The sequence below is a fragment of the Ruegeria sp. D4 genome (genome assembly GCF_056534475.1).
The window spans coordinates 573,606-597,629 of sequence record NZ_JBQFPJ010000001.1; the positions used below are offsets into that span (position 1 = coordinate 573,606).

28 protein-coding genes and 1 tRNA gene are annotated in these 24,024 nt (G+C 56.1%); 13 read left to right on the forward strand and 16 right to left on the reverse strand.

The window, feature by feature from the left end:
- The first annotated feature begins 116 nt into the window (after window positions 1–116).
- Complete coding sequence (aroQ, locus tag ACR0MI_RS02840; RefSeq protein ID WP_170615036.1) at window positions 117–569, forward strand: type II 3-dehydroquinate dehydratase; 453 nt, start codon at window positions 117–119, stop codon at window positions 567–569.
- Window positions 566–1,321 carry an autoinducer binding domain-containing protein gene (locus tag ACR0MI_RS02845; RefSeq protein WP_170615037.1) on the forward strand — a complete coding sequence of 252 codons (756 nt, stop codon included), beginning with the start codon at window positions 566–568 and terminating at the stop codon, window positions 1,319–1,321. The genes aroQ and ACR0MI_RS02845 overlap by 4 nt, the downstream gene beginning before the upstream one ends.
- Window positions 1,322–1,704: 383 nt before the next feature.
- Here the strand turns inward: ACR0MI_RS02845 and tsf are convergent, their stop codons facing one another.
- From tsf to ACR0MI_RS02870, 5 genes are all read right to left on the reverse strand, one after another.
- Window positions 1,705–2,580 (reverse strand): translation elongation factor Ts, encoded by an 876-nt coding sequence (gene tsf, locus ACR0MI_RS02850; protein ID WP_170615038.1) that lies wholly within the window; start codon window positions 2,578–2,580, stop codon window positions 1,705–1,707.
- 76 nt (window positions 2,581–2,656) lie between these two features.
- A complete protein-coding gene (gene rpsB / locus ACR0MI_RS02855) occupies window positions 2,657–3,442 on the reverse strand; it encodes a 30S ribosomal protein S2 (protein ID WP_170615039.1) in 786 nt (261 codons plus the stop codon).
- Between the two features lie 168 nt (window positions 3,443–3,610).
- Window positions 3,611–4,447 (reverse strand): lyso-ornithine lipid O-acyltransferase, encoded by an 837-nt coding sequence (gene olsA, locus ACR0MI_RS02860; protein WP_170615040.1) that lies wholly within the window; start codon window positions 4,445–4,447, stop codon window positions 3,611–3,613.
- A gap of 4 nt (window positions 4,448–4,451) precedes the next feature.
- The gene (gene olsB / locus ACR0MI_RS02865) at window positions 4,452–5,207 is read right to left on the reverse strand and encodes an L-ornithine N(alpha)-acyltransferase (protein WP_170615041.1); all 756 of its coding nucleotides are present in this window, start codon (window positions 5,205–5,207) and stop codon (window positions 4,452–4,454) included.
- Between the two features lie 109 nt (window positions 5,208–5,316).
- Window positions 5,317–5,499: a DUF3553 domain-containing protein gene (locus ACR0MI_RS02870; RefSeq protein WP_170615042.1), complete on the reverse strand. Its 183-nt coding sequence runs from the start codon at window positions 5,497–5,499 to the stop codon at window positions 5,317–5,319.
- 42 nt (window positions 5,500–5,541) lie between these two features.
- Here ACR0MI_RS02870 and ACR0MI_RS02875 point away from each other — a divergent pair, with 42 nt between their 5' ends.
- Window positions 5,542–6,138, forward strand: coding sequence for a histidine phosphotransferase family protein (locus ACR0MI_RS02875; protein WP_170618987.1), 597 nt, complete (start codon window positions 5,542–5,544; stop codon window positions 6,136–6,138).
- Here ACR0MI_RS02875 and ACR0MI_RS02880 read toward each other — a convergent pair.
- The 9 genes from ACR0MI_RS02880 to ACR0MI_RS02920 form a co-directional block, all read right to left on the reverse strand.
- The gene (locus ACR0MI_RS02880; protein ID WP_170615044.1) at window positions 6,135–7,397 is read right to left on the reverse strand and encodes a glutamate-5-semialdehyde dehydrogenase; all 1,263 of its coding nucleotides are present in this window, start codon (window positions 7,395–7,397) and stop codon (window positions 6,135–6,137) included. The genes ACR0MI_RS02875 and ACR0MI_RS02880 overlap by 4 nt on opposite strands.
- 47 nt (window positions 7,398–7,444) lie before the next feature.
- Window positions 7,445–8,551: a glutamate 5-kinase gene (gene proB / locus ACR0MI_RS02885; RefSeq protein WP_480853575.1), complete on the reverse strand. Its 1,107-nt coding sequence runs from the start codon at window positions 8,549–8,551 to the stop codon at window positions 7,445–7,447.
- Entirely contained in the window at window positions 8,539–9,573 is a 1,035-nt protein-coding gene (gene obgE, locus ACR0MI_RS02890) for a GTPase ObgE (RefSeq protein ID WP_170615046.1), read from the reverse strand. Before obgE ends, proB begins: the two co-directional genes overlap by 13 nt.
- A gap of 37 nt (window positions 9,574–9,610) precedes the next feature.
- Window positions 9,611–10,147, reverse strand: coding sequence for a GNAT family N-acetyltransferase (locus ACR0MI_RS02895; protein WP_170615047.1), 537 nt, complete (start codon window positions 10,145–10,147; stop codon window positions 9,611–9,613).
- Window positions 10,144–10,752 carry a LysE family translocator gene (locus ACR0MI_RS02900; RefSeq protein ID WP_170615048.1) on the reverse strand — a complete coding sequence of 203 codons (609 nt, stop codon included), beginning with the start codon at window positions 10,750–10,752 and terminating at the stop codon, window positions 10,144–10,146. Before ACR0MI_RS02900 ends, ACR0MI_RS02895 begins: the two co-directional genes overlap by 4 nt.
- A gap of 96 nt (window positions 10,753–10,848) precedes the next feature.
- On the reverse strand, window positions 10,849–11,118 hold the full coding sequence (gene rpmA, locus ACR0MI_RS02905; protein WP_010440093.1) for a 50S ribosomal protein L27: 270 nt from the start codon (window positions 11,116–11,118) through the stop codon (window positions 10,849–10,851).
- A gap of 11 nt (window positions 11,119–11,129) precedes the next feature.
- Window positions 11,130–11,747 carry a 50S ribosomal protein L21 gene (locus tag ACR0MI_RS02910; protein ID WP_170618989.1) on the reverse strand — a complete coding sequence of 206 codons (618 nt, stop codon included), beginning with the start codon at window positions 11,745–11,747 and terminating at the stop codon, window positions 11,130–11,132.
- 206 nt (window positions 11,748–11,953) lie between these two features.
- A complete protein-coding gene (locus tag ACR0MI_RS02915) occupies window positions 11,954–12,754 on the reverse strand; it encodes a DUF2059 domain-containing protein (protein ID WP_480853579.1) in 801 nt (266 codons plus the stop codon).
- Complete coding sequence (locus tag ACR0MI_RS02920) at window positions 12,754–13,596, reverse strand: DUF2059 domain-containing protein (RefSeq protein ID WP_170615051.1); 843 nt, start codon at window positions 13,594–13,596, stop codon at window positions 12,754–12,756. The genes ACR0MI_RS02915 and ACR0MI_RS02920 overlap by 1 nt, the downstream gene beginning before the upstream one ends.
- A 123-nt stretch (window positions 13,597–13,719) precedes the next feature.
- Here ACR0MI_RS02920 and ACR0MI_RS02925 point away from each other — a divergent pair.
- From ACR0MI_RS02925 to ACR0MI_RS02965, 9 genes are all read left to right on the forward strand, one after another.
- A tRNA-Ser gene (locus tag ACR0MI_RS02925) sits at window positions 13,720–13,809 on the forward strand.
- Window positions 13,810–14,159: 350 nt separating this feature from the next.
- Complete coding sequence (locus tag ACR0MI_RS02930) at window positions 14,160–14,684, forward strand: hypothetical protein (RefSeq protein ID WP_170615052.1); 525 nt, start codon at window positions 14,160–14,162, stop codon at window positions 14,682–14,684.
- A gap of 273 nt (window positions 14,685–14,957) precedes the next feature.
- Complete coding sequence (locus ACR0MI_RS02935) at window positions 14,958–15,833, forward strand: branched-chain amino acid ABC transporter permease (protein WP_170615053.1); 876 nt, start codon at window positions 14,958–14,960, stop codon at window positions 15,831–15,833.
- 2 nt (window positions 15,834–15,835) lie between these two features.
- Window positions 15,836–16,933 carry a branched-chain amino acid ABC transporter permease gene (locus ACR0MI_RS02940; protein WP_170618990.1) on the forward strand — a complete coding sequence of 366 codons (1,098 nt, stop codon included), beginning with the start codon at window positions 15,836–15,838 and terminating at the stop codon, window positions 16,931–16,933.
- Complete coding sequence (locus tag ACR0MI_RS02945) at window positions 16,930–17,694, forward strand: ABC transporter ATP-binding protein (protein ID WP_170615055.1); 765 nt, start codon at window positions 16,930–16,932, stop codon at window positions 17,692–17,694. Before ACR0MI_RS02940 ends, ACR0MI_RS02945 begins: the two co-directional genes overlap by 4 nt.
- Entirely contained in the window at window positions 17,691–18,464 is a 774-nt protein-coding gene (locus tag ACR0MI_RS02950) for an ABC transporter ATP-binding protein (RefSeq protein ID WP_170615056.1), read from the forward strand. Before ACR0MI_RS02945 ends, ACR0MI_RS02950 begins: the two co-directional genes overlap by 4 nt.
- A 3-nt stretch (window positions 18,465–18,467) precedes the next feature.
- Window positions 18,468–20,354 (forward strand): AMP-dependent synthetase/ligase, encoded by a 1,887-nt coding sequence (locus ACR0MI_RS02955; RefSeq protein ID WP_480853583.1) that lies wholly within the window; start codon window positions 18,468–18,470, stop codon window positions 20,352–20,354.
- 29 nt (window positions 20,355–20,383) lie between these two features.
- Entirely contained in the window at window positions 20,384–21,544 is a 1,161-nt protein-coding gene (locus tag ACR0MI_RS02960) for an ABC transporter substrate-binding protein (RefSeq protein WP_480853586.1), read from the forward strand.
- 134 nt (window positions 21,545–21,678) lie between these two features.
- Window positions 21,679–22,350: a YrbL family protein gene (locus ACR0MI_RS02965; protein ID WP_170615059.1), complete on the forward strand. Its 672-nt coding sequence runs from the start codon at window positions 21,679–21,681 to the stop codon at window positions 22,348–22,350.
- A gap of 112 nt (window positions 22,351–22,462) precedes the next feature.
- On the opposite strand, the gene rpsI is transcribed toward ACR0MI_RS02965, so the two are convergent.
- Both rpsI and rplM read right to left on the reverse strand, forming a co-directional pair.
- Window positions 22,463–22,948: a 30S ribosomal protein S9 gene (gene rpsI / locus ACR0MI_RS02970; protein WP_170615060.1), complete on the reverse strand. Its 486-nt coding sequence runs from the start codon at window positions 22,946–22,948 to the stop codon at window positions 22,463–22,465.
- 6 nt (window positions 22,949–22,954) lie between these two features.
- Window positions 22,955–23,413, reverse strand: coding sequence for a 50S ribosomal protein L13 (gene rplM / locus ACR0MI_RS02975; protein WP_170816544.1), 459 nt, complete (start codon window positions 23,411–23,413; stop codon window positions 22,955–22,957).
- A gap of 242 nt (window positions 23,414–23,655) precedes the next feature.
- On the opposite strand from rplM, the gene ACR0MI_RS02980 reads away from it, so the two are divergent.
- Complete coding sequence (locus ACR0MI_RS02980) at window positions 23,656–24,021, forward strand: nuclear transport factor 2 family protein (RefSeq protein ID WP_170615061.1); 366 nt, start codon at window positions 23,656–23,658, stop codon at window positions 24,019–24,021.
- The last annotated feature ends 3 nt before the right edge of the window (window positions 24,022–24,024 follow it).

The following is a 24,024-nucleotide window of genomic DNA, read 5'->3' on the forward strand; positions in this document are numbered from 1 at the left end:
TCGGCCGCCGTTTTGTATGTATCGCAACGGAGTTATTACATATTTTTATACAACAATGGCATGTAGACATCTTCCCCATTTCACGTTTATCAAACTGTTATGGGGACAGTAAAATAATGCGCAAAATTCTGGTATTAAATGGGCCAAACCTCAATTTGCTGGGTACGCGGCAACCTGAGATTTACGGCAGCGTCACTTTGAAAGACGTCGAAGATCTGTGCATAGCGCATGGAAAGTCGATTGGGCTGTCAGTATCACATCTTCAGTCCAACCACGAAGGCGCGCTTATTGATGCCATCCACGCGGCGCGTGGGGTTTATGATGGGCTGGTACTGAACGCCGGCGCCTATACGCACACTTCAATTGCATTGCTGGACGCGATTTCGTCGGTCGAGCTGCCGACGATTGAGGTCCACCTGTCAAACATTCATGCGCGAGAATCCTTCCGCCACAAGTCCTACATCGCCAAGGCGGCGCTTGGTCAGATTTGCGGATTTGGGGCGCAAAGCTATGTGCTGGCTTTGGATGCGTTGGCTTCGCATCTCAATGACGGAGGTGGCGCGGCGTGAACCTGAAAGAATATCTTCATTTCCTGAGCTATACGAAAACTCTGGAAGAGCTATGGGACGCACACTGCCGTCAAATGGCTGAGTTTGGGTTCGAGCGTCTTTTGTACGGCTACACGTTGTTCCGGACAGAAACGTCGCTGGGAGACCCCGAAGATTTTGTCATCCTCACAAACCACGGCCGGGCGTATTTGGATGGTTTTTTGCAGGGTGGACTGTATTTCCATGCGCCAATGTTGAAATGGGCGCTGAACAATGAGGGTGCGCAAAGTTGGAATCTGGCACAATCTTCGCAGAGCAACGGTTCGTTGTCTCCTCAGGAGAAGCAGGTTCTGGATTTCAACAAGTCCATGGGCGTTGTTGCCGGATATACTGTCAGCTTCAATTCCGTGTCGATGCGCACCAAGGGCGCAATCTCTCTGGCGGCCGGAAGTGATCTGAGCCAGGATGATGTTGACGCGATATGGGATGAGCACGGCGAAGACATTCTGCTGATGAACAATGTCGCCCATCTGAAGATCCTGACACTGCCCTATCACGCCCCCAACCGGGCCCTGACAAAGCGCCAGCGTGAGGCGCTGCAATGGGTCGGCGATGGCAAGACAACGCAGGATATTGCTCTGCTCATGGGGCTGACTTCAGCGACAGTAGAAAAGCACCTCAGGCTCGCGCGCGAGTCACTTGCAGTTGAAACAACAGCGCAGGCTGTCCTGAAAGCTTCGCTGCAGAACCAGATGTTCGTTATGGAGGCATAACGCATCAATTTTGACGCTAAATTGCGTCAATTTACCTTAGGTAAGGAAATCATGACTTTCCGAATCCTTACCATAAGTTGCAAAGTGAGAGTGTTCCGTGAGTGGTGGCTTTAGCCAGGGAACAATTGATCGGATCTTTGCAATACCAGGGCTCTCCGGTCGCTCTGACTCAAATGCGTCTATTGGTCCACGTAGTTGAGTCGGAAATTTTGGGGGGCCTCGACCATCCCCATCATGCGGGGCCCCTCAATCAACCTTTTCTCCAATTTTGCGGTAGTCGGCAGCGTTCTGCGTACGTGCATCCGGAATACAAAAAACCGGTCACGCTTTCACGTAACCGGTTCCTATTTCTTAGTGGGGGTATCTGTTGATACCCCGCATTCTCAGCCCTGAGCAGCCTTGGCCACTTCGGCTGCGAAGTCTTCTTTTTCGACAACGATGCCTTCACCCACTTCCAGACGGACGAAGCCGGTGATGGTCGCGCCAGCTTCTTTGGCAGCGGCTTCAACAGTCAGGTCAGGGTTCACAACGAACTGCTGGTTCAGCAAAGTCGATTCTGCGACGAATTTCTTCATGCGGCCTACGATCATCTTTTCGATCACCTGCTCGGGCTTGCCGGATTCGCGGGCGATGTCCATCTGAACCTGCTTTTCCTTCTCGACAACAGCCGGGTCCATATCATCTTCGGACAGGGCCGCCGGGTTTACAGCTGCGATGTGCATTGCAACCTGTTTGCCGATTGCTTCGTCACCACCGGTCAGAGCAACCAGAACACCGATTTTGCCCATGCCATTGGTGGCAGCGTTGTGCACGTAAGACACAACGGTGTCGCCCGACAGTTTGGCCATGCGGCGAACCGACATGTTTTCTCCGATGGTGGCGATCTTGTCGGTCAGCGTGTCGGCAACGGTCTTGCCGCCCAGATCAGCAGCCAGCAGCGCCTCGACATTGTCCACGCCTTCGGCGGCGTAGGCGATTTTGCCAACCATTTCCTGGAACTCGCCATTCTTCGCAACGAAGTCGGTTTCCGAGTTCACTTCGACAGCGACACCGGTGCCACCGTCCACGTGAACTGCAACCAGACCTTCTGCCGCGGTACGGCCAGATTTCTTAGCCGCTTTGGCCAGGCCCTTGGTGCGCAGCCAGTCAACGGCTTCGTCCATGTTGCCGCCGGTTTCGGTCAGCGCTTTTTTTGCGTCCATCATGCCTGCGCCGGTCGAGTCGCGCAGTTCTTTAACCATTGCTGCTGTGATTGCCATCTTTTGGCTCTCCTCAATTCAAACGGAATTGGGGCAGGTCTACCCTGCCCCATATGTCATTTTGGTGACGGGCAGCTTACGCTTCAGCAGGTGCTTCTGCTTCGGCCTCTTCAGCAACGGCTTCTTCAACCGGAGCTTCTTCGAACGCACCCAGGTCAACGCCCGCAGCACCCATCTGAGCGGTCATGCCGTCCAGTGCGGCGCGTGCGGCCAGATCGCAGTACAGAGCGATTGCGCGTGCAGCGTCGTCGTTGCCGGGGATGATGTAATCAACGCCGTCGGGCGAGCAGTTGGTGTCGACAACTGCCACAACCGGGATACCCAGCTTGTTGGCTTCGGCGATGGCCAGTGCTTCTTTCTTGACGTCGATGACGAACAGCAGATCAGGAACGCCGCCCATCTCGCGGATACCGCCCAGCGAAGCCTGCAGCTTGGACTGGTCACGCTCCATGCCCAGACGCTCTTTCTTGGTCAGGCCTTCGGCGCCCGATTCCATTGCTTCGTCGATCTGGTTCAGACGGTTGATCGATTGGGAAACGGTTTTCCAGTTGGTCAGGGTGCCGCCCAGCCAGCGGTGGTTCATATAGTACTGCGCCGACTTTTCAGCGGCTTCAGCGATCGGCTGAGCAGCCTGACGCTTGGTGCCAACGAACAGAACGCGGCCACCTTTTGCGACGGTGTCACGAACAGCCTGCAGAGCCTGATCCAGCATCGGAACGGTCTGGGTCAGGTCCATGATGTGGATGCCATTGCGCGAGCCGTAAATGAACGGGCCCATGCGGGGATTCCAACGCTGTGTCTGGTGACCAAAGTGAACGCCAGCTTCCAGCAGCTGACGCATGGTGAACTCGGGAAGAGCCATGCTTTACTTTCCTTTTCCGGTTTACGCCTCGGCGGGGGTGAAAGAAGCGGATGCTCCAACCGGCGGTCTTGATGAGGATGTCTCCCTCAAAAAGGCCAAACCCCGCCTGCGGGTTTGAATGGCGCGCGTATACGGCAGGTTGAGTGGCAGCGCAAGGGTCTTTCGCCCTTATTTTTCGAGCCGCGCCAGGCTATGTGCGTGCCGAACCGCCTCCTCGCAATGTGCAGCCAAAGCCTTGCGGTTCTCAAAGTCGCTGACTTTTGCGGGGGCGTGATAGATCAACTCAACCGAGCCTTGCTTGTGTGCGCCGAGTGTCTTGAGAAGGTGCGGTCCGAAATCCATGTCGCCCCACCAGCCATAAAACCGCGCAGGCCGCCCATCCGGTGCATGGAAAACCACCGTGACCGGCTGGACATACATGAACTCTCGCAATTCTTTTGTAAAGAACGCCTCGAAAAGTGTTGTTTTAAATGGCAAAACACGCAAACCATCAGTCGAGGTGCCTTCGGGGAAAAACAACAGCTTGTGCCCGGCTTTCAGTCGGGTTTCGAACACCTTGGTCTGCTCGCGCGCTTTCTTTCGGTCACGTTCAATGAACACGGTGCCGGTTGCGCGGGCCAGCCACCCAATGCCGGGCCATTTGGCAACTTCGGCCTTGGAAACAAAGTAGACGCGCTTGCGCGCATTGAGTGCGAAAATGTCCAGCCAAGAGGTGTGATTTGCCACAACCGCGCCTTGTTCCCGCATCAATTCGCCTGAGGTTCTATACCCCATTCCGAGTATTCGAAATGCATTCCTGCAGACGAACTGTGTGATGAAAGGTGTAACCGGCCTTCGAACGTCGTAAAGTGGCCGTTCGATCAGGCGAAGGGCCAAAAGGATGATCAGACCACCAAACACCAAAACCGCCAAAGGCAGCCCGCGCAGGATCACCAGAAGCCAACCGCCCAGACCCAATCGGATGGGATCCGGCGCATTCTCGCTATTCCAAAGCGGGTCGTTCACAGGATTACGCCCCGCTGTAGATGCGCTTTTGACGCTGGTTCATGCGGGCTGTGTCCAGGATCAGGCAGACATCGGTGGTGTTGAAGGCATGATCAATAAAGGCCCCCTCGCCCACAAATCCGCCCAGCCTCAGGTACGCTTTGATGAGTGATGGCACCTGCACCATGGCAGCACGCCGATCCAGATCCTCGGGGGCGACAAGGTTCATGTCCTGAAAGACACCTGGCTGGGTACGTACCCGCAGATCAGGTGGTGCCAGATGGTTGTGATGCAGCATCGACAGGGGTTGAGCAAGCGCCTGAACATCCGTGCCGTGAAAACTGGCGACACCAAACAGAACTTCGATGTTGCGGTCTTCAACGTATTTCGCAAGTCCATTCCAGATGTAATACATCGCCGTGCCGCCCCGATAATCGGGGTGCAGGCACGATCGCCCAAGTTCCAGCAGCTTGCGCCCGCTTTCTTTCAGGACAGTCAGATCATATTCATCTTCCGAGTAGAACTGCCCCAGTTCAGCAGCCCGATCACCGGGCAACAACCGATAGACACCAATCACTTCGCCCGTCGTATCGTCATAAGCCAGCATGTGATCGAAATGCGGATCGAAGCTGTCCTGCTCCAAACCGGCATCATGGTCAACCATCCGCCCACCGCCGCCCAACTCGCGCACGAACACGTCATAGCGTAGCCGCTGCGCCGCCCGAAGCTCCGCCTCGTTTTCGGCAAGTTTGACTGTGAAAGATGGGCCTGCGTCGGGCATGTGCGATGTTTGATCCTTTTTGGTACTGGTCCGCCTGATACAGCAGTTTTTTGCGGCTTAGCAACATGCGCTGCTCTGGCAGGTTCCGTTAACTTTTCCTAAACCAGTTTCAGAGATCAAAGACCGGCACCAGGGCAATACGTGTCCCGTCAATCACCACTTTCCCCTGCTCGCGAAAGTTCACGGTGATCTTGCCTGCGATGTTGGACTGAACCTGTCCGACGCCCCAATCGGGGAAATCCGGGTGGCGGACATACATGCCCGGTGCAAGAATAGCATTGAGGTCTGTCATGCGGTGGCTCCGGTCCGGCGGCAGATACAGCAGGAGGTACGCATGGGCGGCACGGACGTCAACCTGGCCGAGTTGATCGGTTCCCGGATCTGTCACGATCTGATCAGCCCTATAGGTGCGATCACCAACGGGCTGGAACTGCTTGAGATGGTTGGCAGCGTGCAAGGTCCTGAGATGGAGTTGATTTCCGGCAGCGTCGGCAGCGCCGGTGCCAGAATTCGCTTTTTCCGCGTGGCGTTCGGCGCTGCGGGCGACCAGCCGCTTGGACGAACCGAAATTGCAGATCTGTTACGGGATATCGAACGCGCAGGCCGCGTTCGGATCAATTGGACCCTGGGCGAACCCGCACCCCGCAATCAGGTGAAACTCACCTTTCTGGCATTGATGTGCTGCGAAAGTGCAATGCATATGGGAGGCGAGGTCGAGATTTCCCTGCATGACGGGAAATGGACCGTGGCCGGGAACGCGGACAAACTGAATATCGATTGCGATCTGTGGAAGCACGTCGCGACCGGTCGGTTTCCCGGCAAGATAACACCAGCTCAGGTGCAGTTTGCCCTGCTGCATGAGACTTCGGCGGCCATGGGACGGCGGATTGCGGTTGAAACTTCCGCAACCCGGGTTGCTTTGCGCTTTTAGGTTCGGGTCGTCCCGTTCCCGCGAACAAGATACTTGAAGCTGGTCAATTGCGCTGCCCCCACCGGGCCGCGTGCATGCATCTTGCCGGTGGCAATCCCGATCTCAGCGCCCATTCCGAACTCCCCGCCGTCGGCAAACTGAGTTGAGGCATTGTGCATCAGAATAGCACTGTCCAACCGCTCGAAAAAACGCGCGGCTGCGTCGGCGTCCTCGGTCATGATGCAATCGGTATGGTTTGAGCCATTGGCCCGGATATGCGCGATGGCCGCGTCGATGTCGGCAACCGGTTTTGCCGCGATAATGCTGTCGAGGAACTCCTTGCCCCAATCCTCATCGGTCGCGGCGATTGTGCCTTCGATGGCCAGATCGCCCTCGGCATGGACTTCGACACCGGCCGCCATCAAGGCGGATACAACGTCGCGTCCCAGTGTCTTCGCAACGTCCTCGTGAACAAGAAGACATTCTGCAGCGCCACAAATGCCGGTGCGTCGCGTCTTGGCGTTCAGGACCACATCCAGCGTTTTTTGGGGATCGGCAGCCTTGTCCACGTAGATGTGAACGATGCCTTCGAGATGCGCAAAAACAGGCACACGTGCTTCGCGTTGCACCAGCCCTACAAGACCCTTGCCGCCGCGGGGGACGATGACATCCACGTAATCGGTCATGGTCAACAGTTCCTGAACCGCAGCCCGATCCCGGGTCGGGATCAACTGTATCGCGTCCTCGGACAGGTTGGCGGCTTTAAGACCCTCAACAAGGCAGGCGTGGATCGCTGTCGACGAGTGAAAGCTCTCGGAACCGCCCCGAAGAATCACGGCATTGCCGGATTTCAGGCAAAGTGCACCGGCATCGGCGGTTACGTTTGGCCGGCTTTCATAGATCACACCGATCACGCCAAGCGGTGTGCGCACACGCTGAATATTCAGACCCGACGCCATATCCCATTCAGACAGAACTTCGCCCACGGGATCTGGCTGTTCAGCGACGGCGCGCAAACCGTCGACCATGCCGCGGACACGGTCCTCATCCAGCATAAGGCGGTCCATCATGGCGGCGCTCAGGCCCTTTTCGCGACCAAACTCCAGGTCTTTCCGGTTGGCCTCAATGATTTGCGCGCGGTTTTCCCAAACCGCATCGGCGGCTGCAATCAGCGCAGCGTGTTTACGTTCGGCGCTGGCAAACCCAAGCGCGTTCGACGCTTGCTTGGCGCGTTTTCCGAGATCGGCCATCAGGGCGGGAATGGTGTCGAAATCCTTCATGTCATGTGCCTTTCAGGTCCGAGTGTTCTGCGTTGCGGGGAACGTCACTATAGCGCCAGATCGTCGCGATGGATCAGGGCGGCCCTGCCCGGATAACCGAGCGTCGCCTCGATTTCCGAAGATTTGCGCCCCTTTATCGCATCGGCTTCCTGCGCAGTGTAACGGCTTAGGCCCTGCGCCAGACGCCGCGCCACGGGATCCAGAATCGCTACGGGATCGCCACGCCCGAAATCACCGGTCACTTCGATAACACCTGCTGGCAGCAGGCTTTTGCCGTTGGCCAGCGCACGCGCTGCCCCCTCGTCCACTTTGATTTCTCCGCGCGGCTTCATCGCCGAAATCCAGCGTTTGCGCGCGGCGTGCGGATCCAATGTCGCCGTGAACCATGTGCAATTTGCGCCGTTCTCGAGCGTTTTCAGCGGGTTCAGCGGGGAACCTTCGGTAATCGCCATATCGCAGCCGGCGGCGATTGCCATCTTGCCAGCCAAAAGTTTCGTCTTCATACCGCCCTTTGACAGCCCGGAACCCGCATCGCCTGCCATGGCCTCAATCTCGGGCGTGATCTGTTCGATCACGTCATAGCGGGTCGCCTTCGGGTCGTCGTTGGGATTTCCGGTGTAGAACCCGTCAACATCAGACAACAGGATCAGCTTGTCGGCCCCAACCGTCACAGCAATCTGCGCGGCCAGACGGTCATTGTCGCCATAGCGAATTTCATCCGTTGCAACGGTATCGTTTTCATTGACGATCGGGACCACGCCCAGGCTCAACAGCGTCTCAAGCGTCGCCCGCGAATTCAGGTAACGGCGCCGGTTTGCGCTGTCTTCCAGCGTTACCAGAACCTGAGCGGTTTTGATGTCATGAGGCGCAAGAACCTCTTCATACGCGCGGGCCAGCCGAATCTGACCGACAGCAGCAGCGGCCTGCGACTGCTCTAATGGCAGGTTGGCCATAGGCAGGCCCAACACGCCACGCCCCAGAGCGATTGAGCCCGAGGACACCAGAATGACATCCGTCCCCTGATTCTTGAGCCAGACCACATCCTCGGCCAGAGAGCGTAGCCACTCGGATCGAAGCAGGCCCGTCTCGCGGTCCACCAGCAACGCGGACCCGATTTTGACAACCAAACGTTTTGCAGTGGTCAGGGTTGCCAAGCTTGTGCCTCCTCGTTGGGCTTTTGGCGCAGGCGGTCTTCGTCGATCTGCGTTCTCAGGGCGCGGAGCACCTCGGTCACACCCAGATGCGCGACGCCCGACATGGTCATGACGGGGCCGCCGACCGCCTCTTCCAGTTCGGCCTTGACCATTTCCGTTTCATCGGCATCCAGCGCGTCGACCTTGTTCAGCACGGTGATGCGCGGCTTTTCCGCCAGTTCGCCACCATAGGCTTCGAGTTCGTGAATGATGGTGCGAAAATCCTCGGCCACAGTTTCCGAGGTTCCGTCAACCAGATGCAGCAGAACCGCGCACCGTTCGACATGGCCCAGAAAGCGGTCGCCAATCCCGCGCCCTTCATGGGCACCTTCGATCAGGCCAGGAATATCGGCCACGACGAATTCCACATTGTCGACGCCCACGACCCCCAGGTTCGGGTGCAGTGTCGTGAAGGGGTAGTCGGCGATCTTTGGGCGCGCGTTCGACGTTGCCGCCAGAAAGGTCGACTTGCCGGCGTTGGGCATCCCAAGCAGCCCCACATCGGCAATCAGTTTCAGCCGCAACCAGATCGTGCGGTCGATACCTGCCTGCCCCGGGTTCGCCCGTCGTGGCGCCTGGTTTGTCGCCGATTTGAAGTGCAGGTTGCCAAAGCCACCATTGCCGCCCTTGGCCAACAGTACGCGCTGGCCAACCTCGGTCAGGTCGCAGATGACCGTTTCTTCATCTTCGTCCAGAATCTCGGTGCCGACGGGCACGCGCAAAACAATGTCGTCGCCATCTTTGCCGGTGCGCTGCTGCCCGCGTCCGGGCTGGCCGTTTTTGGCAAAGAAATGCTGCTGATAGCGAAAATCGATCAGGGTGTTGAGCCCGTCCACGACCTCGGCCCAGACAGACCCGCCTTTACCGCCGTCTCCGCCATCGGGACCGCCGTATTCAATGTACTTTTCGCGCCGAAAGCTGACGCACCCGCCACCGCCGGCCCCGGACCGGATGTGGACCTTTGCAAGATCGAGAAATTTCATGACTGTCCCCTACTGCAAAGGCCCCATCGGCCACAAGTCAGAGTTTTTTGCTGTATGTCCAGGTGGGCACATTCGCGTCGCGCGCCACCGAATAGCTTTCCGCATCACCCAGATACTGGAACCCGCAATGTGTCAGCACTCGGGCCGAAGCCGGATTGTCCTGAAACACGCTGGCGAACATGGTGGCGTTCTCGAGCGGGTTGGCATTGACCAGGGCCTCGACGGCCTGAGAGGCAATGCCAGTGTTCCAATACAGGGGCGCGACCCAATATCCGACCTCGGACTGATTGCGATCCAGCCGCATCAGTGAGATCACACCGATCAGCTCAGGCCCGCCATCCTTGGTGGCGTCCATGGCCCAGACATCCTCGTCGCGGTCGTCGGCCATTGAGCGGGTCACAAATGCCTCGACCGAGCCGGGCGGCAATGGGTGCGGGATCGACGTCGTCATGCGCGCCACGCGTTTTTCGCCTGCATAATACTCGATGAGACCCATATCCGACCTGCGCAGCGGGCGCAGATCGAACCGCTCGGTTTCAATGACCGGCTGATTGATTATTGTCTCAAGCTTCATGAGTTCGTTCCTCCTCCGAACAACACAAAAAATACGGACGCAACTGTCAAACTCGCCAACGTCCACATCAGATATTTTTCCACCGGGCGACCTTCAACCGCATGGGCAATTCTATCTCCGGCAAATGTCCAAATCGGGTGCAAAATCACCTGGCAGGACAATAAGCAGAGAGCGATCGTGAGCGTCGCGTCAAAACTCGACGTTCCGGCAGCAACAAAACCAGTAAACCCGGCGACGATCATCGCCCAGGCCTTGGGATTCAGCGGGTGAACAATCAGCCCCGCCCAGAACCCCGGAGCGGCTTCACGCGTGGTACCGCGCGACAGACGCAAGTTCGCAATTTTCCACGCAAGCCAGCAAATATAGGCCGCTGAAGCGTATTTCAGGACTGAAAACACCAGGGGCGCCTGTTCAGCCAATTGCAGCAGTCCAAAACCCACGGGCCAAATGATCAGTTGTTTGCCCAAGATGACGCCGGCCACAAACGGCAACGCCGCCCGAAAGCCATAACGCGCACCGGTTCCGAGCAGGACCATGTTGGCCGGTCCCGGCGTACCGACCTGACTGGCGGCAAAGATCAAGAAACTGGTGGTGGCGACTGTCATCGGTTCTTGTGATCACGACTGCGTTAAAACGAAAAAGGGACCGGCATTTTCTGCCGGTCCCCCATGAATTTTTTATTAAACCTTCTGGGTTTCGGCTTACTCTGCGGCCTCCGCCACTGGCAGGACCGAAATAAAGGTGCGGTTCTTGAGGCCCTTGTGGAACTTCACGGCGCCATCGACAGTTGCAAAGATGGTGTGATCTTTGCCCATGCCTACGCCTTCGCCCGGCCAGAACTTGGTGCCGCGCTGACGCACGATGATGTTGCCTGCAATGGCGGCCTGACCACCATAGAGTTTCACGCCAAGGCGACGACCTGCTGAGTCGCGACCGTTACGGGAGGAACCGCCAGCTTTTTTATGTGCCATTCTCTCTCTCCTTAGCCTTTGGCCAGCTCTTTGGCCTGCTCAACCCATTCGGGTTTCACTTTGACCGTTTCGATAGCAGCAATCTGCTCGTCCGACAAGGCGGCCAGAGCGGCAAAGCTCTCGATACCGGCCTCGGCCAGCTTTTTGGCAGCGGCAGGACCAACACCGTTCAGCTGGGTCAGATCGTCAGCGGAAGCAGCCGCAACGGGTGCCTCTGCTTTGGCTTCAGCTTTCTTGGCAGGCTTTTTTGCCGCCGGAGCAGCTTCACCAGCCGGAACGGAACCGGTTGCAGCTTTGATGCCCGACTTGTCAGCGCCCGACGCCAGGATGTCGGTGATTTTGACCAGAGTCAGTTTCTGACGGTGGCCAACAGTACGCTTCGAGCTGTGCTTACGGCGGCGTTTGACGAACTTGATGACCTTGTCACCTTTGACCTGTTCGATCACTTCGGCCTGAACGCCTGCGCCTTCGATGAACGGTGCGCCGACAACCGGAGCGTCGCCGCCCAGCATCAGAACATCGTTGAATTGAACTTTTTCACCTGCGTCGGCAGCCAGTTTTTCAACGCGGAGCACGTCGCCCGCCTGAACTTTGTACTGCTTGCCGCCAGTCTTGAGGACCGCAAACATGCGTCTTTCCTTTTCCATACCGCGTTCTGTGGTCCCCTTTTGGGCGTTTTGGCCGAAGCCACCTCGAACAGCGCGCCCTTTTCGGGCTGTGTGACGACCTAGGGCAAAACCCTGAGGTCAAATAATAACGAGACCCGGCGCGGAGATTCCGGCCGGGATGCGCGCTTATCCATAGATTGCCCGAGAAAGTCAACACCAATGCGGTGCTAAAGATCAGATGCCCTCATCGAGTGCGCAACCGCCCTGCCCAGTTGATACGAAATCTCGTCAAACATTTGGTCAAAGCCCGTAAACAGCGCCTTGTTCAGGGCTCGGCCTGTGTCTGTACGGGAAAAGGCGATGTTCTCTCGCATTTGCGCCTCGGTCAGGGGTTGATAGGCCAGAAGAAGGAAGGAATACAGCCAAACGGTAGCGTCCTCAGTCCTTTCCTTTGTCTGCGCCAATAGCTGGGCCCAGAGTTCGGCGTCATCCTGGCTTTCTTCCAGATCAAGGCCGCGAAAGAAAAAGAAATCAGCGCTGAGAGAGTTCTGAACGTTCTGATTGATCAGGTCATTGACCTGAATGTACTCATCCACCAGCTTGAAGAACTTGTCGTCGCGGGGCTCATTTTCATACGCGTGCCGGGCCATCTCCTCGATCGTTTCGTCCGAGATTGCATCCCGCGCCGAGTTTTCCAGTGACACCACAGTTTTGCCGACAGCGCTTTCGAAAAACAGAATAGCCTGATCCATATGAACGCTGGTCAGATTCTCGGTCAGGGCCGAGGTTATCTGGGACTGCATCCAGACGGTGTCGTAAATATCCTCGACTTGCGCTTCCAGGAATGAGCCGCCCTTTTGGTCCAGATGGGTTTCATCCAGTTCCTGCCGGTGCGCCTGACCTTCCTTCCGAAGGATCTCCATGATTTGGCTCAGCTGCAATGCCTCGGCAAGTTGATCCACCTTTTCGGATGCAGCGACCGTTCCGCATGCAAACAGTCCAATAAGTAATCCTATAACAAGACGCATCAGATATCCTGAGCTGGATGCAATTCTGCCATCCGGGCCGCCAGAATTTCGAATTTCATGGCCATGATTTCGTATTGAATTGCATTCAGCAGCTCATAAACTTCCTGCATTTGCGGATGCTCAAGAGCTTTTGTGTAGGCTTCGACATCCTCGTCCGAGAAGTCCTGATAAGTATATGCGGCGCCTGCCAGAGCCGACAATTGCATCGCCTGACGCATCCCACTTTCGTTACGGCGCAGCATTTCCCGCAATTCATCGGCGCTGAACTGCAGGTCGATAACTCCAGACGCGCTGGCCGCCAAAAGAAAGCGCAGTTGCACTTCCTGCAGCGCACGAAGGGCGGTTCCACTTGAATCGACGGCACGATTCATGCGCTTCAGGGTTTCGACCCTGTGCGAGCCGTCTTTGACAAGCTCTGAAATGATCTCCTGCCCCTGTTTTTGTTTGTCGTCCTCGTCTTCGTACAGATGAGAGGCATTTTCAGCCTCGACAAGCCGTTGGCCGAGGTCCGACGCATAAAACTCTACGGCGTGGTTCAACGAGTCGTCGCTCAACGTCTGTTCAAGGATTGATACGGCGATTTCGTGCATATCCTTGAGGTCAAAAACTTCTTCCGCCAGGCGCGTCCAGTCCGATCCGAACCCCTCAGGATCGATACCAAGCATTTTGGGGGCTGACGCCGACGTCAGAGCTATACTTTCCAGCGCAACATCAAACCCGGTCGTTGTCAGGAAGGCCTCAATCCGGTCCCTGCTGGCAGCAGAAGGCGATTGCGCCATAGCTGCCACCGCAATCAACGGCATCAGCACGGACAGAAGGACGTTTCGAACAAGCTTCATCATGAGTAAGAGCCTAGGTGATTTAGAATGACAGGCAATGGAAAATCAGTCCAATTCGAAATTCGGGAATTTTCCGCTTGCACCCCTGCGCGTTCCTCACTAAATCCCCCCCTCACAGACCCCCGCGGAGAGGTGCCGGAGTGGTCGAACGGGGCGGTCTCGAAAACCGTTGTGGGTGCAAGCCCACCCAGGGTTCGAATCCCTGTCTCTCCGCCATACTCCCCACAAGTATTGTTTGAGCCGACTTAGGAGGTTGGTGCATCGGCGTGTTGTGGCTTTTGTCGCGTTAACATTCGCCTGTACGCGGTTGAAAGAAGACAAAATCATTGCCTGAAAAACATGAGAGTGTTTCTTTCTAAACAGCCCGACGTCAATCACCGGATCGGTCTTTTTCAAGAAAGCCAACACCCAGGACCAACGTAGCGGCACATTCTTGCCGCTGTTGCACAGTCGGATCAGCGTGCTGTGGCCCAAGATCCGAATTTGCAAAGAAATCCAGAGATTTCCCCCTTTGCCCGAGGATAGATTTGACCCATCTCGACCGAGTAGAATTGAAGGAGACACTCATGTCGCGCACTTTAATTATCGGAATCGCCATCGCCGCCATTGGCGCAGGCGCCTATTACATCCTGAACCAACCCGAGCCGACACCGGCAGAACAGTTGCAATCGGCCGCCGAGGATGCAGCCGACGCGGCCAGCGAAGCTGCATCCGCCGTGCAGGATGCCGCCAGCGAAGCGCTGCAAAACGCAACGGAGCAGGCCAGTGAAGCCGCCTCATCCATCTCGGATCAGGCGGCAGAGCTTGCCGAGCAGGCCGGACAGACCGCAACAGACCTGGCCGATCAGGCCGGCGAGCAGGTCGCATCGCTGAGCAGCGAAGGCCAAGAGTTGCTTTCGTCCTGGATCGAAGAAGGCGCATTGACCCTGCAGAACTTTGACTATGACAAGATGGTTGCAGCGGTTCAGGAAAGCACTCTGACTCAAGACGTCAAGACACAGACGATCAAGATTCTGGATGAAATCAAGGCTTCGCCGGAAACGATTGCTTTGAAAATTCAGGAACTGCAGCAGCTGTTCACGCAGCAATAAATCTGATGGGGTCGGTTTCCGGACCGGCCCCCGTCTTGCATTATCCAACAATGCACTTGTTCCCATTTTCCCAAGGCCCTTTGCGGAGAATGAGCGCTGGAAAAATGAAATTTCAGAAAGGCTTATCTCGGGAAATTTTGCCGTCAACCTACTGGGGCCGCGAAAAAAGAGTTACGAAACGGTGATTATCGCGCCATAGTATTTTCAAGCCGCGGCGTCCTTCGAACGACCGGGCACCAATGATGCCGGACATACCGGACGTGGGAGGTGATTTTGGACAACGCGCAGTTGCTGGTCAGCGGGTTGGCAAACGGATGTGTCTACGGTCTGATCGCGCTTGGCTTTGTGCTGATCTACAAAGCAACGGAGGCCGTGAATTTCGCACAGGGCGATTTCATGATGCTTGGGGCGTTCGTGACCATCGGCCTGACGAATACCGAATATATGGGACTGCCTTTCTGGCTTGCTCTGCCAATTTCCTTCACGGTGATGGGCGCTTTGGGCTATCTGCTCGAGCGTCTGATTATCCGACGCCTGTTTGGTGAAAGTCAGACTGCCGTTGTAATCCTGACAATTGCTCTGGGCTTTGTCATCCGGTTCGCCGCCGGTTTGATCTGGGGGCACGAGCCGCAAACTCTGCAAAACCCGTTGGCGGGCAAAGAGGTCCGGTTCGGCGGACTGGTTCTGGGGATGGAAGACGTGGCCGTCATTGGCGTCACTTTTGTTCTGACCTGGGGTCTTTATGCGTTTTTCAACAGAACAAAGCTCGGGCTGGCGATGCAGGGGGCTTCGCAGAACCAACTGGCGGCCTATTACATGGGCATCCCGGTGCGGCGCGTTCAGGGCTTTGTATGGGCACTGGCAGGTGTTGTCGCAGCTATTGCGGGTGTTCTGTTCGCCGCCAAGGGGTCGGTCGACCCGACAACAGGATTGCTTGGCATCAAGGCCTTCGCGGCTGCGGTTATCGGCGGCTTCGGAAGCTTGCCCGGCGCTTTGGCGGGTGGGTTGATTGTTGGGGTCATCGAACCGTTTGCAAGCCGTTACATCGCGGCGGGTTACAGCCAGATCGCCCCTTACGCCTTGCTTCTGGCCGTGCTGGTTTTCCGACCCAACGGATTGTTCAGCCAAGTACGTATCAAGAAGGTCTGATCATGCGTGTTGTTTTCAAAACAAGTTACTTGCAGGACATCAGACCGTGGAAGGACGGGTACCAGTTGGGAATGTATCTGGCCTTGCTTGCCATCGCCGCCGCCGCACCCTGGTGGCTGGACGATTTCTATCTTGGTGAACTGACAAACGTTCTGATCTGGGCGGTCGCAGGACTGGGATTGATGCTGCTGACCGGCCACACCGGTCAGGTCAGCCTGGGTCACGCTGCCTTTCTGGCCGTTGGATGTTACGCCAATGTCATTCTGATCGAGGCTGGAATTCCCTTTGTGGTCGCGTTTCCGCTGGCCGGGGTTCTGACCGGCATCGCCGGAGTAACTGTTGCCATCCCTGCCCTGCGGTTGCATGGGATTTACCTGGCGATCTTCACGATGGCTTTGTCCATTCTCATGGATGACATAATAGTGCTGGCCGAACCCATTACCGGAGGTGTCTCGGGTAAGTATTTGGGCGGGGTCGAGATTTTCGGGCATCCGGTGGATCGCTGGGCAACGCCGTCCTGGTTCTACTGGCTGGTTCTGTCAATTTCGGTTGTTGTCACATTGGGCTATATCAACCTTCTGCGCTCGCCTTTGGGGCGCAGTTTTATCGCCGTGCGGGATTCCGAGGTATCCGCACAGGCCATGGGCGTGGATATTGCCCGAACCAAAATGATCTCGTTCGCCTTGTCCTGCATGGTCACGGGCTGGGCTGGCGCGCTGATGGGCATGTTTGCCGGCGCATTTAATAACGAGACTTTCAGTGTCCTGATTTCGATTCAGTTGCTGATGATGATCGTGATCGGCGGGCTTGGATCAATCCACGGTGCCTTTCTGGGCGCGATCGTCATTGGTTTCCTGCCGCAATTCCTTTCCATTTTTAAGGAATACGTCGGGGCCTTGATCGGCGGGAACACGGTCGCCATTCCGGGACTGGAGTTTGGTATTTTCGGGATGATCCTGATCGGGTTCATTCTATTTGAACCGATGGGCATTTACGGCCGTTGGCTGAAAATACGCACATGGTTTGAGCTGTTTCCCTTCTACCGAAGAGATATGTTCAAAAGGCAGAAATCCTATCTCAGAACGGAGCGTCTGAGATGAGTTTTCTGAACTTCGAAAACGTCACCCTCAAGTTTGGCGGACTGACGGCCGTAAATGACTTGTCGTTTTCAGTTGAAAAGGGTGAGGTTTTCGCAATCGTTGGTCCGAATGGTGCGGGAAAATCTACCGTTTTCAACCTGATATCCCGGTTTTATGATCCAGTTTCCGGATCCATCAAATTCGACGGACATGATCTGCTGAGGGTTAAACCCTCTAGCGTTGCCGGTTTTGGTGTTGCGCGCACATTCCAAAATATCGAACTGTTCGAGCATGCCACGGTCCTGCAAAACCTGCTGGTCGGGCGGCATCGGCATCGTAAAGCTAATTTGCTTTCTCAGGTTCTGTTCACACCGTCCGCAAAAAGACAGGAGGTTGAAAACCGTGAGAAGGTTGAAGAGATCATTGAATTCCTCGACCTGCAGGCCTTTCGCGACAAGATGATATCGAGCCTGCCCTACGGTGTCCGCAAAGTCGTCGAGGTAGCGCGGGCATTGGCCACCGAACCCGGCCTTTTGATGCTGGACGAACCGGCCTCGGGTCTTTCCGTTGAAGAGACAACTGACATGCGATGGTGGATCGACGATATCAGGCGGCAAATGGGAATCACTGTGCTGATGGTGGAACATGATATGGGGTTGGTGTCCGGCGTGTCAGATCGGGTTCTGGCCATGGCGGATGGTGCCCGGCTGGCCTTGGGAACACCGGCAGAAGTTCAGTCGCATCCGGCCGTTATCGAAGCGTACCTGGGGAAGGCTTCATGAGCGAACCGATCCTGACCATCCGCAATGTAGAAAGCTTCTACGGCCCTATCATGGCTATACGCGGTGTATCTTTGGAGGTACACGAGGGCCAGATCGTTTCCATCCTGGGCGCGAATGGTGCTGGCAAAACGACCCTGATGAAAACGATCTCGGGTGTAATGGACCCGGAAAAGGGGCAGATCAGCTTTGAAGGTTGCGACATTCAGGGGGCCGAACCGCACATCGTCGTTCGGAAAGGAATTGTGCACGTCCCTGAAGGGCGCGAAGTTTTTCCGTTGCTGACAGTGGACGAGAACCTGAGCCTTGGAGCCTATACTTCGACCGACAGAACACGTGTCGAGCAGGACCGGGAACTGGTTTTTTCCTATTTCCCGATCCTGAAAGAAAGGCGGCATCAGGAGGCCGGGACGCTTTCGGGGGGGCAACAGCAAATGCTGGCAATCGGGCGCGGACTGATGGCGAACCCGAAGATCATGCTGTTGGATGAGCCGTCGCTGGGGCTATCACCCATTTTGGTGCAGGAGATTTTTGGCATCCTGAAACGTCTGAACGAAGAACAGAACATGACAATGATGCTGGTTGAACAGAACGCAAACGCAGCGCTGGAACTGGCACATTATGGATACGTGATGGAAGTCGGCCGCATCGTCATGGACGGCCCTTCCGGCGATCTGATGAAATCCGACGATATCAGGAACTTCTATCTGGGCGTGCAAGAGGACGGTGCGCGCGAAAACCGGCGTTGGAAACGCAGAAAGACGTGGAGGTAGGCGATGAATATCAGCCCCCTGCCCCCTCAGACTACGATCAACGGTGTTCAGTACAATGCAATGCCAGGTCAGCGCCCGGTTTGCGTGGATGGCTGCATCACCATCGGTCAGTTGTTCCGAAAACGTTGTTTGGAACTGGGTAGCCGGACGGCACACCGCGAAAAGGATTATGGTATCTGGAAGTCCTACTCGTGGAATGACTACTGGAAACATGCCGAATGGATCGGGCTTGGACTGCGGAAACTTGGCCTGCAACGGGGCGAGGTCGTTTCAATCCTTTCCGAGGACCGCAAAGAATGGGCCTGGTTCGACATGGGCATTCAGGCCGTCGGTGGCATCGCTTCAGGGGTTTATACAACTGACTCGGCCAAGCAGTTGAACTATTTGATAAATGACAGCGGCAGCCGATTTCTGATTGTCGAAAACGAAGAGCATCTGGACAAGTATCTCGAGATACAAGGCGACGTCCCCGGTCTTTTGAAGGTCATCATCCTTGAGGACGAAGGCCTGCACGACCTGGATCATCCACATTGCCTGATGGTCGATGACCTGTATGAGATCGGGAGACAGGCCGCTGCAGAAGAACCGGATCGGTTTTCGGCAGAAATTGCCAAAGCCTCACCTCCGGATACGGCATTGCTGGTCTACACGTCCGGCACCACCGGAATGCCGAAAGGCGCAATGCTGAGTCACGAGAACATTCTGGCCGCCATCGAAGCCGGAGCGCACTCCATGCCGACCATGGCCAGTGACGAACAGCTTTGTTTCCTGCCTCTGTGTCACATTCTGGAACGGGATGTATCGGTATTCTTCCCCCTGGCCGCGAAGTGCACGGTGAACTTCGCGGAAAGCCCGGAGACGGTTTTTGCCAACCTGCAGGAGGTTTCGCCCACAACCTTCACGGCGGTTCCGCGGGTATGGGAGAAGATCTTCTCACACGTTCAGATCATGGCGCAGGAGGCTACGCCGATAGGGCGCGCAGCCTATGGAATGGCCCTGAAGGCCGGCTACCGCCGCGCTGAATACCTGCTTTCCGACAGGCCTGTTCCGATGGGTGTGTCCGCGTCCTTCTGGCTTTGGGACGGGCTGGTGCTGCGAAATCTCAGGCGCATGCTGGGGCTGGATCGAATTCGGCGCGGTGGCACAGGGGCAGCGCCGATTTCGCAAGAGCTGCTGAATTGGTACTGGGCCATCGGCGTGCCGTTGATCGAAGGGTTCGGCATGACGGAAACAGCCGGGCTGGCGTCCATCAACACGCTGACAGACAACAAGATCGGTTCTATCGGCAAGGCTGTCGCGAACAACGACATCCGGATTTCGGACGAAGGTGAAATTCAGATCAAAGGGTTGAACATCTTCCAGGGTTACTGGCGCAACAACGCGAAAACGGCCGAGACATTTACGGCCGACGGTTGGCTTAAAACAGGCGATATGGGCCGCATCGACGAAGATGGCTTTGTGTCCATCACGGGACGCCTGAAAGATATCATCATCACAGCTGGCGGCAAGAACGTCACCCCGGCCGAAATTGAAAGCCGCCTTAAGTTCAGCCACTACATTTCGGACGCGGTCATCATCGGGGATCAGCGCAAGTATCTGACCGCCCTGATCATGATTGACCAGGAAAACGTAGAAAGATACGCGCAAGGCCGGAAAATCCCGTTTTCAAGCTTTGCGTCCCTGTGTGCAGCCCCCGAAATACGGGATCTGATCGGCGCCGAGGTTTCGTCGGTCAACGACGACTTTGCCCGCGTTGAGCAGATCAAGGACTTTCGCCTCATCGACGTTCTGCTAACTGCCGATGATGACGAACTGACCGCCACGATGAAACTCAAACGGAGTTTTGTTGAAAAGAAGTACGCACATCTCATTGAAAATATGTACGAATAGACATGGTGTACCCCAAAGGGAGGATGAACATGAAGAACGTGATGAAAGGACTGGCAGCATTCGCCGCCCTTTCGGTTTCGCCGAATCTGGCGATGGCCGAAACGCAGGGCGTCACTGATAGTGAAATCGTCATCGGTTCGGTCAATGATCTGAGCGGGATCTTCGCTGCAGTTGGTGTTCCTGCCACAAAGGGCGCAAATGTGGTCTTTGACCGCGTGAACGCCGAAGGTGGCGTTCATGGCCGGACTATCCGCTTTGTCGTCGAAGACAACGGCTATCAGATGCCACGCGCCATGCAGGGCTATAACAAGCTGCTGAATCGCGACAAGGTTTTTGCCATGTTGCAATCGCTGGGAACACCAATGAACTTGGCGGGGTTCAAGCTGTTGGATCCAAAGGGGATTCCCAACGTTGCCCCTCTGACAGCCGCGCGTCAGATGTTGCAGGAGCCCATGCGCAACAAATTCACGTCCTTCTCGACCTACTTCGATCAAAGCCGTGTTGGTGTGAAGTATCTGGCCGATCAGTTCGGGTCTCAGGCGGTGTGCAGCATGTATCTGCCAACAGACTTCGGGGAAGAAATCCTTGAAGGAACGAAGGCAGGTGCGGAAGAAGCAGGCATCAGCTTTGCCGCCGAGACCACGCACAAGCCGGATGAGACGGATTTCGTCGGCTCGCTCAGCAAATTGCGGGATGAAGGCTGCGATATCGTGACGATAGCGCTTGGGGTAAGGCAGGCGATTACCGTTGTGGGCACTGCCAAGAAGATGGGCCTTGAGGATATGAAATTCCTCGGCACCTCGGCCAGCTTCCTGACTGTGGTCGCCCAGGTGCCCGGCGGCGTGACCGAAGGCTTTTACGCCGCAGCCTCCTGGCAGGACTTGTGGGCGCGGGCAGATGAACCTGCGCCCGAAGCCTTCATTGAAGAATACAAAGCGGCTACCGGCGAAGACCCGGTGGGCTTTGCGATGCTGGGGTATTCAGCGGCGGAAATGATGGTCATGGCGCTTGAGGCCGCAGGCCCTGATCTGACGCACGACAGCTTCATCGCCGCGATGGAAACGTTGGACTATCAGGACGAGTTGATCGGGAATCACATGTCATTCGGCCCCGATGATCATCAGGGCGCCGATTCAGTCTATGTCAACGTGGTTGAAAACGGAGCCTGGAAACTGGTTTATGAGGAATAGCTCAGGGACACTCCTTACCTGAATTCAACAACAACGACCCGCCCGCTTGGGCGGGTCTTGCGTATTGGAGGCATGGCGCTGATCTCGGCACCCGCTAAGCTTGCGCTGTTACGAAACTGTTATTATCTGGCGGTATGGCTACATCTCGAATCGAAAATCGGCTGAACCTGCAAAACTGCGAAGTCATAGCGCAGGGAAACCGTCAGTTTGTTTATCAACACCCTGACTCGCCGGACACGCTTCTGAAAATTCCGCAACCGCATACCCAGGACGAAAACGCGAACCTGGTGACGGACACGTGGTTCGACCGTCATTTTCGCCGGTCTACTGTGTTCAAAGGGTTCTTGCGCGAATTTCATGAGTCCTTTGACCTGATGGTTCGCTATCAGAACCGAGACGAACCTATTCCGGTCTGTGAAGTCCGCGGCGTCATCCAAACCAATCTGGGTCTTGCGCTGATGTATGAGCGTATCTCGGAACCGGACGGCCAATTGTCACCCAGCCTTAAGGAGCTGGCCCAAAGCGGGCGTCTCACGCAGGAGCATCTGGATTCACTGAACAAACACTTTGACATGTTGGTCGAAGAACAGGTCCTTATCAGCAACAAGAATGCTGGAAATATTGTCTATCAGTCGTTCTCGGACGGGTCCGGGCGATGGGTATGGATCGACAGTTTTGGCAGCAAGCAGATGATACCCATACGACGCTGGTCGCGCCGTATGAACAAGCGCAAACTTGATCAGATTAGGCAAAGGTTCATGGGCCTCGCCGAAGCGGCGGTGCAACAAAGCAAAGCTGAACATTAACCTGCGTTCAAACGAAACCAGCGGTTTATCACCTGCAACTGGCGCAAGCGCCTGAACAAAAAAACGGTCGCAATTTCTTGCGACCGTCTGAATTCTGAATCTCTGTAGCTTATTAACGCTTCGAGAACTGGAACGAACGGCGTGCCTTGCGCTTACCGAACTTCTTACGTTCCACAACGCGGCTGTCGCGGGTCAGGAAGCCAGCGGCTTTCAGGGCGCCGCGCAGGCTGGGATCGTACAGCTGCAGGGCTTTCGAGATGCCGTGCTTGACCGCACCGGCCTGACCGGTCAGGCCACCGCCTTTGACGGTTGCGACAACGTCGAACTCACCTTCCACGCCGGCAACCTGGAACGGCTGGCGCAGGATCAGCTGCAGAACGGGACGTGCAAAGTAGACGTCCTGATCCTTGCCGTTCACGGTAACCTTGCCGGAACCCGGCTTGATCCAAACGCGGGCAACAGCGTCTTTACGCTTGCCGGTAGCGTAGGAACGGCCCAGCTCGTCACGTACGGGTTCACGCACGATGACTTCTTCGGCCACGGTTTCAACGCCTGCGACGGCGCTCAGCTCTTCGAGAGTATTGATCTGATCAGCCATCGGTCATTAGCTCCGGGTGTTTTTCTTGTTCATGGACTTAACGTCCAGAACTTCGGGGGCCTGGGCTTCGTGCGGGTGCTCGGCACCGGCATAAACGCGCAGGTTGGTCATCTGCCGGCGCGCCAGACGGTTGCCCGGCAGCATGCGCTTGACCGCCTGGGTCACGACGCGCTCGGGGTGTGCACCCTCGAGGATCTGCTGCTTGGTGCGCGATTTGATGCCGCCCGGGTGGCCAGTATGCCAGTAGAAGTTTTCTTCGCGCTTCTTGCCGGTCATCTGGATTTTGTCAGCGTTGATTACGATGACGTTGTCGCCCATGTCCATGTTCGGGGTGAACGACGCTTTGTGCTTGCCACGCAGACGCATGGCGACGATCGAGGCAAGACGGCCCAGAACAACGCCCTCGGCGTCGATCAGGATCCATTTCTTGTCGATGTCTGCAGGTGTTGCAGAAAAGGTTTTCATGGCAGGATAGTCCTGTTTGATGTGAAAGACCGCCCCTGGAGGAGCGGCCCGAATTCGATGGATGGGGTTTAGACCTACTGCAATCCCCGGTCAATACATGCAAACGTGATTTAATTAAGTAATTACAGCAGGTTAAAAAATAGGTATTATTTTACCCCAAAAAACTTGGTCCAAAATGGCCATCATTCACCACACTGATACAGTCACAGGTATTTCATGTCTCTTGGATGCGGAGAAGTCGAATGAAGGAACTGACCCGGACAATAGCCAAGTATGGAGCTGCCTGGCAGGAAACTGATGCGAATAAGCGCCTTGAATTGCTGACGCAGTGTTTCGCAGAAAATGGTCGATATGTAGATCCAACCGCTGATGTTTCGGGCCGAAAGGAATTGTGCGCGCATATTGGGAATGTCCTGAAGGATGCGAATGGCCGCGTCGACATTACCAGCGGCCCGACATCACATCATGACGTGGTCCATTTTACGTGGCACATGGTGGCGCCCGATGGCTCGGTCATGGTTGCGGGACATGATTTTGTTCATCTGGATGCACAAGGAAAAATTGCGCATTTGGCCGGATTCTTCGGGGACCCATCGCCTCTGCCTTAGCAA

Bases quoted from the DNA above. Each gene is read 5' to 3' on its own strand.
- aroQ (WP_170615036.1), top strand. From the start codon at position 117: ATGCGCAAAATTCTGGTATTAAATGGGCCAAACCTCAATTTGCTGGGT.
- tsf (WP_170615038.1), bottom strand. From the start codon at position 2,580: ATGGCAATCACAGCAGCAATGGTTAAAGAACTGCGCGACTCGACCGGC.
- rpsB (WP_170615039.1), bottom strand. From the start codon at position 3,442: ATGGCTCTTCCCGAGTTCACCATGCGTCAGCTGCTGGAAGCTGGCGTT.
- olsB (WP_170615041.1), bottom strand. From the start codon at position 5,207: ATGCCCGACGCAGGCCCATCTTTCACAGTCAAACTTGCCGAAAACGAG.
- ACR0MI_RS02870 (WP_170615042.1), bottom strand. From the start codon at position 5,499: ATGACAGACCTCAATGCTATTCTTGCACCGGGCATGTATGTCCGCCAC.
- ACR0MI_RS02875 (WP_170618987.1), top strand. From the start codon at position 5,542: ATGGGCGGCACGGACGTCAACCTGGCCGAGTTGATCGGTTCCCGGATC.
- ACR0MI_RS02880 (WP_170615044.1), bottom strand. From the start codon at position 7,397: ATGAAGGATTTCGACACCATTCCCGCCCTGATGGCCGATCTCGGAAAA.
- obgE (WP_170615046.1), bottom strand. From the start codon at position 9,573: ATGAAATTTCTCGATCTTGCAAAGGTCCACATCCGGTCCGGGGCCGGC.
- ACR0MI_RS02895 (WP_170615047.1), bottom strand. From the start codon at position 10,147: ATGAAGCTTGAGACAATAATCAATCAGCCGGTCATTGAAACCGAGCGG.
- ACR0MI_RS02900 (WP_170615048.1), bottom strand. From the start codon at position 10,752: ATGACAGTCGCCACCACCAGTTTCTTGATCTTTGCCGCCAGTCAGGTC.
- rpmA (WP_010440093.1), bottom strand. From the start codon at position 11,118: ATGGCACATAAAAAAGCTGGCGGTTCCTCCCGTAACGGTCGCGACTCA.
- ACR0MI_RS02910 (WP_170618989.1), bottom strand. From the start codon at position 11,747: ATGTTTGCGGTCCTCAAGACTGGCGGCAAGCAGTACAAAGTTCAGGCG.
- ACR0MI_RS02915 (WP_480853579.1), bottom strand. From the start codon at position 12,754: ATGCGTCTTGTTATAGGATTACTTATTGGACTGTTTGCATGCGGAACG.
- ACR0MI_RS02920 (WP_170615051.1), bottom strand. From the start codon at position 13,596: ATGATGAAGCTTGTTCGAAACGTCCTTCTGTCCGTGCTGATGCCGTTG.
- ACR0MI_RS02930 (WP_170615052.1), top strand. From the start codon at position 14,160: ATGTCGCGCACTTTAATTATCGGAATCGCCATCGCCGCCATTGGCGCA.
- ACR0MI_RS02940 (WP_170618990.1), top strand. From the start codon at position 15,836: ATGCGTGTTGTTTTCAAAACAAGTTACTTGCAGGACATCAGACCGTGG.
- ACR0MI_RS02945 (WP_170615055.1), top strand. From the start codon at position 16,930: ATGAGTTTTCTGAACTTCGAAAACGTCACCCTCAAGTTTGGCGGACTG.
- ACR0MI_RS02950 (WP_170615056.1), top strand. From the start codon at position 17,691: ATGAGCGAACCGATCCTGACCATCCGCAATGTAGAAAGCTTCTACGGC.
- ACR0MI_RS02955 (WP_480853583.1), top strand. From the start codon at position 18,468: ATGAATATCAGCCCCCTGCCCCCTCAGACTACGATCAACGGTGTTCAG.
- ACR0MI_RS02960 (WP_480853586.1), top strand. From the start codon at position 20,384: ATGAAGAACGTGATGAAAGGACTGGCAGCATTCGCCGCCCTTTCGGTT.
- ACR0MI_RS02965 (WP_170615059.1), top strand. From the start codon at position 21,679: ATGGCTACATCTCGAATCGAAAATCGGCTGAACCTGCAAAACTGCGAA.
- rpsI (WP_170615060.1), bottom strand. From the start codon at position 22,948: ATGGCTGATCAGATCAATACTCTCGAAGAGCTGAGCGCCGTCGCAGGC.
- rplM (WP_170816544.1), bottom strand. From the start codon at position 23,413: ATGAAAACCTTTTCTGCAACACCTGCAGACATCGACAAGAAATGGATC.
- ACR0MI_RS02980 (WP_170615061.1), top strand. From the start codon at position 23,656: ATGAAGGAACTGACCCGGACAATAGCCAAGTATGGAGCTGCCTGGCAG.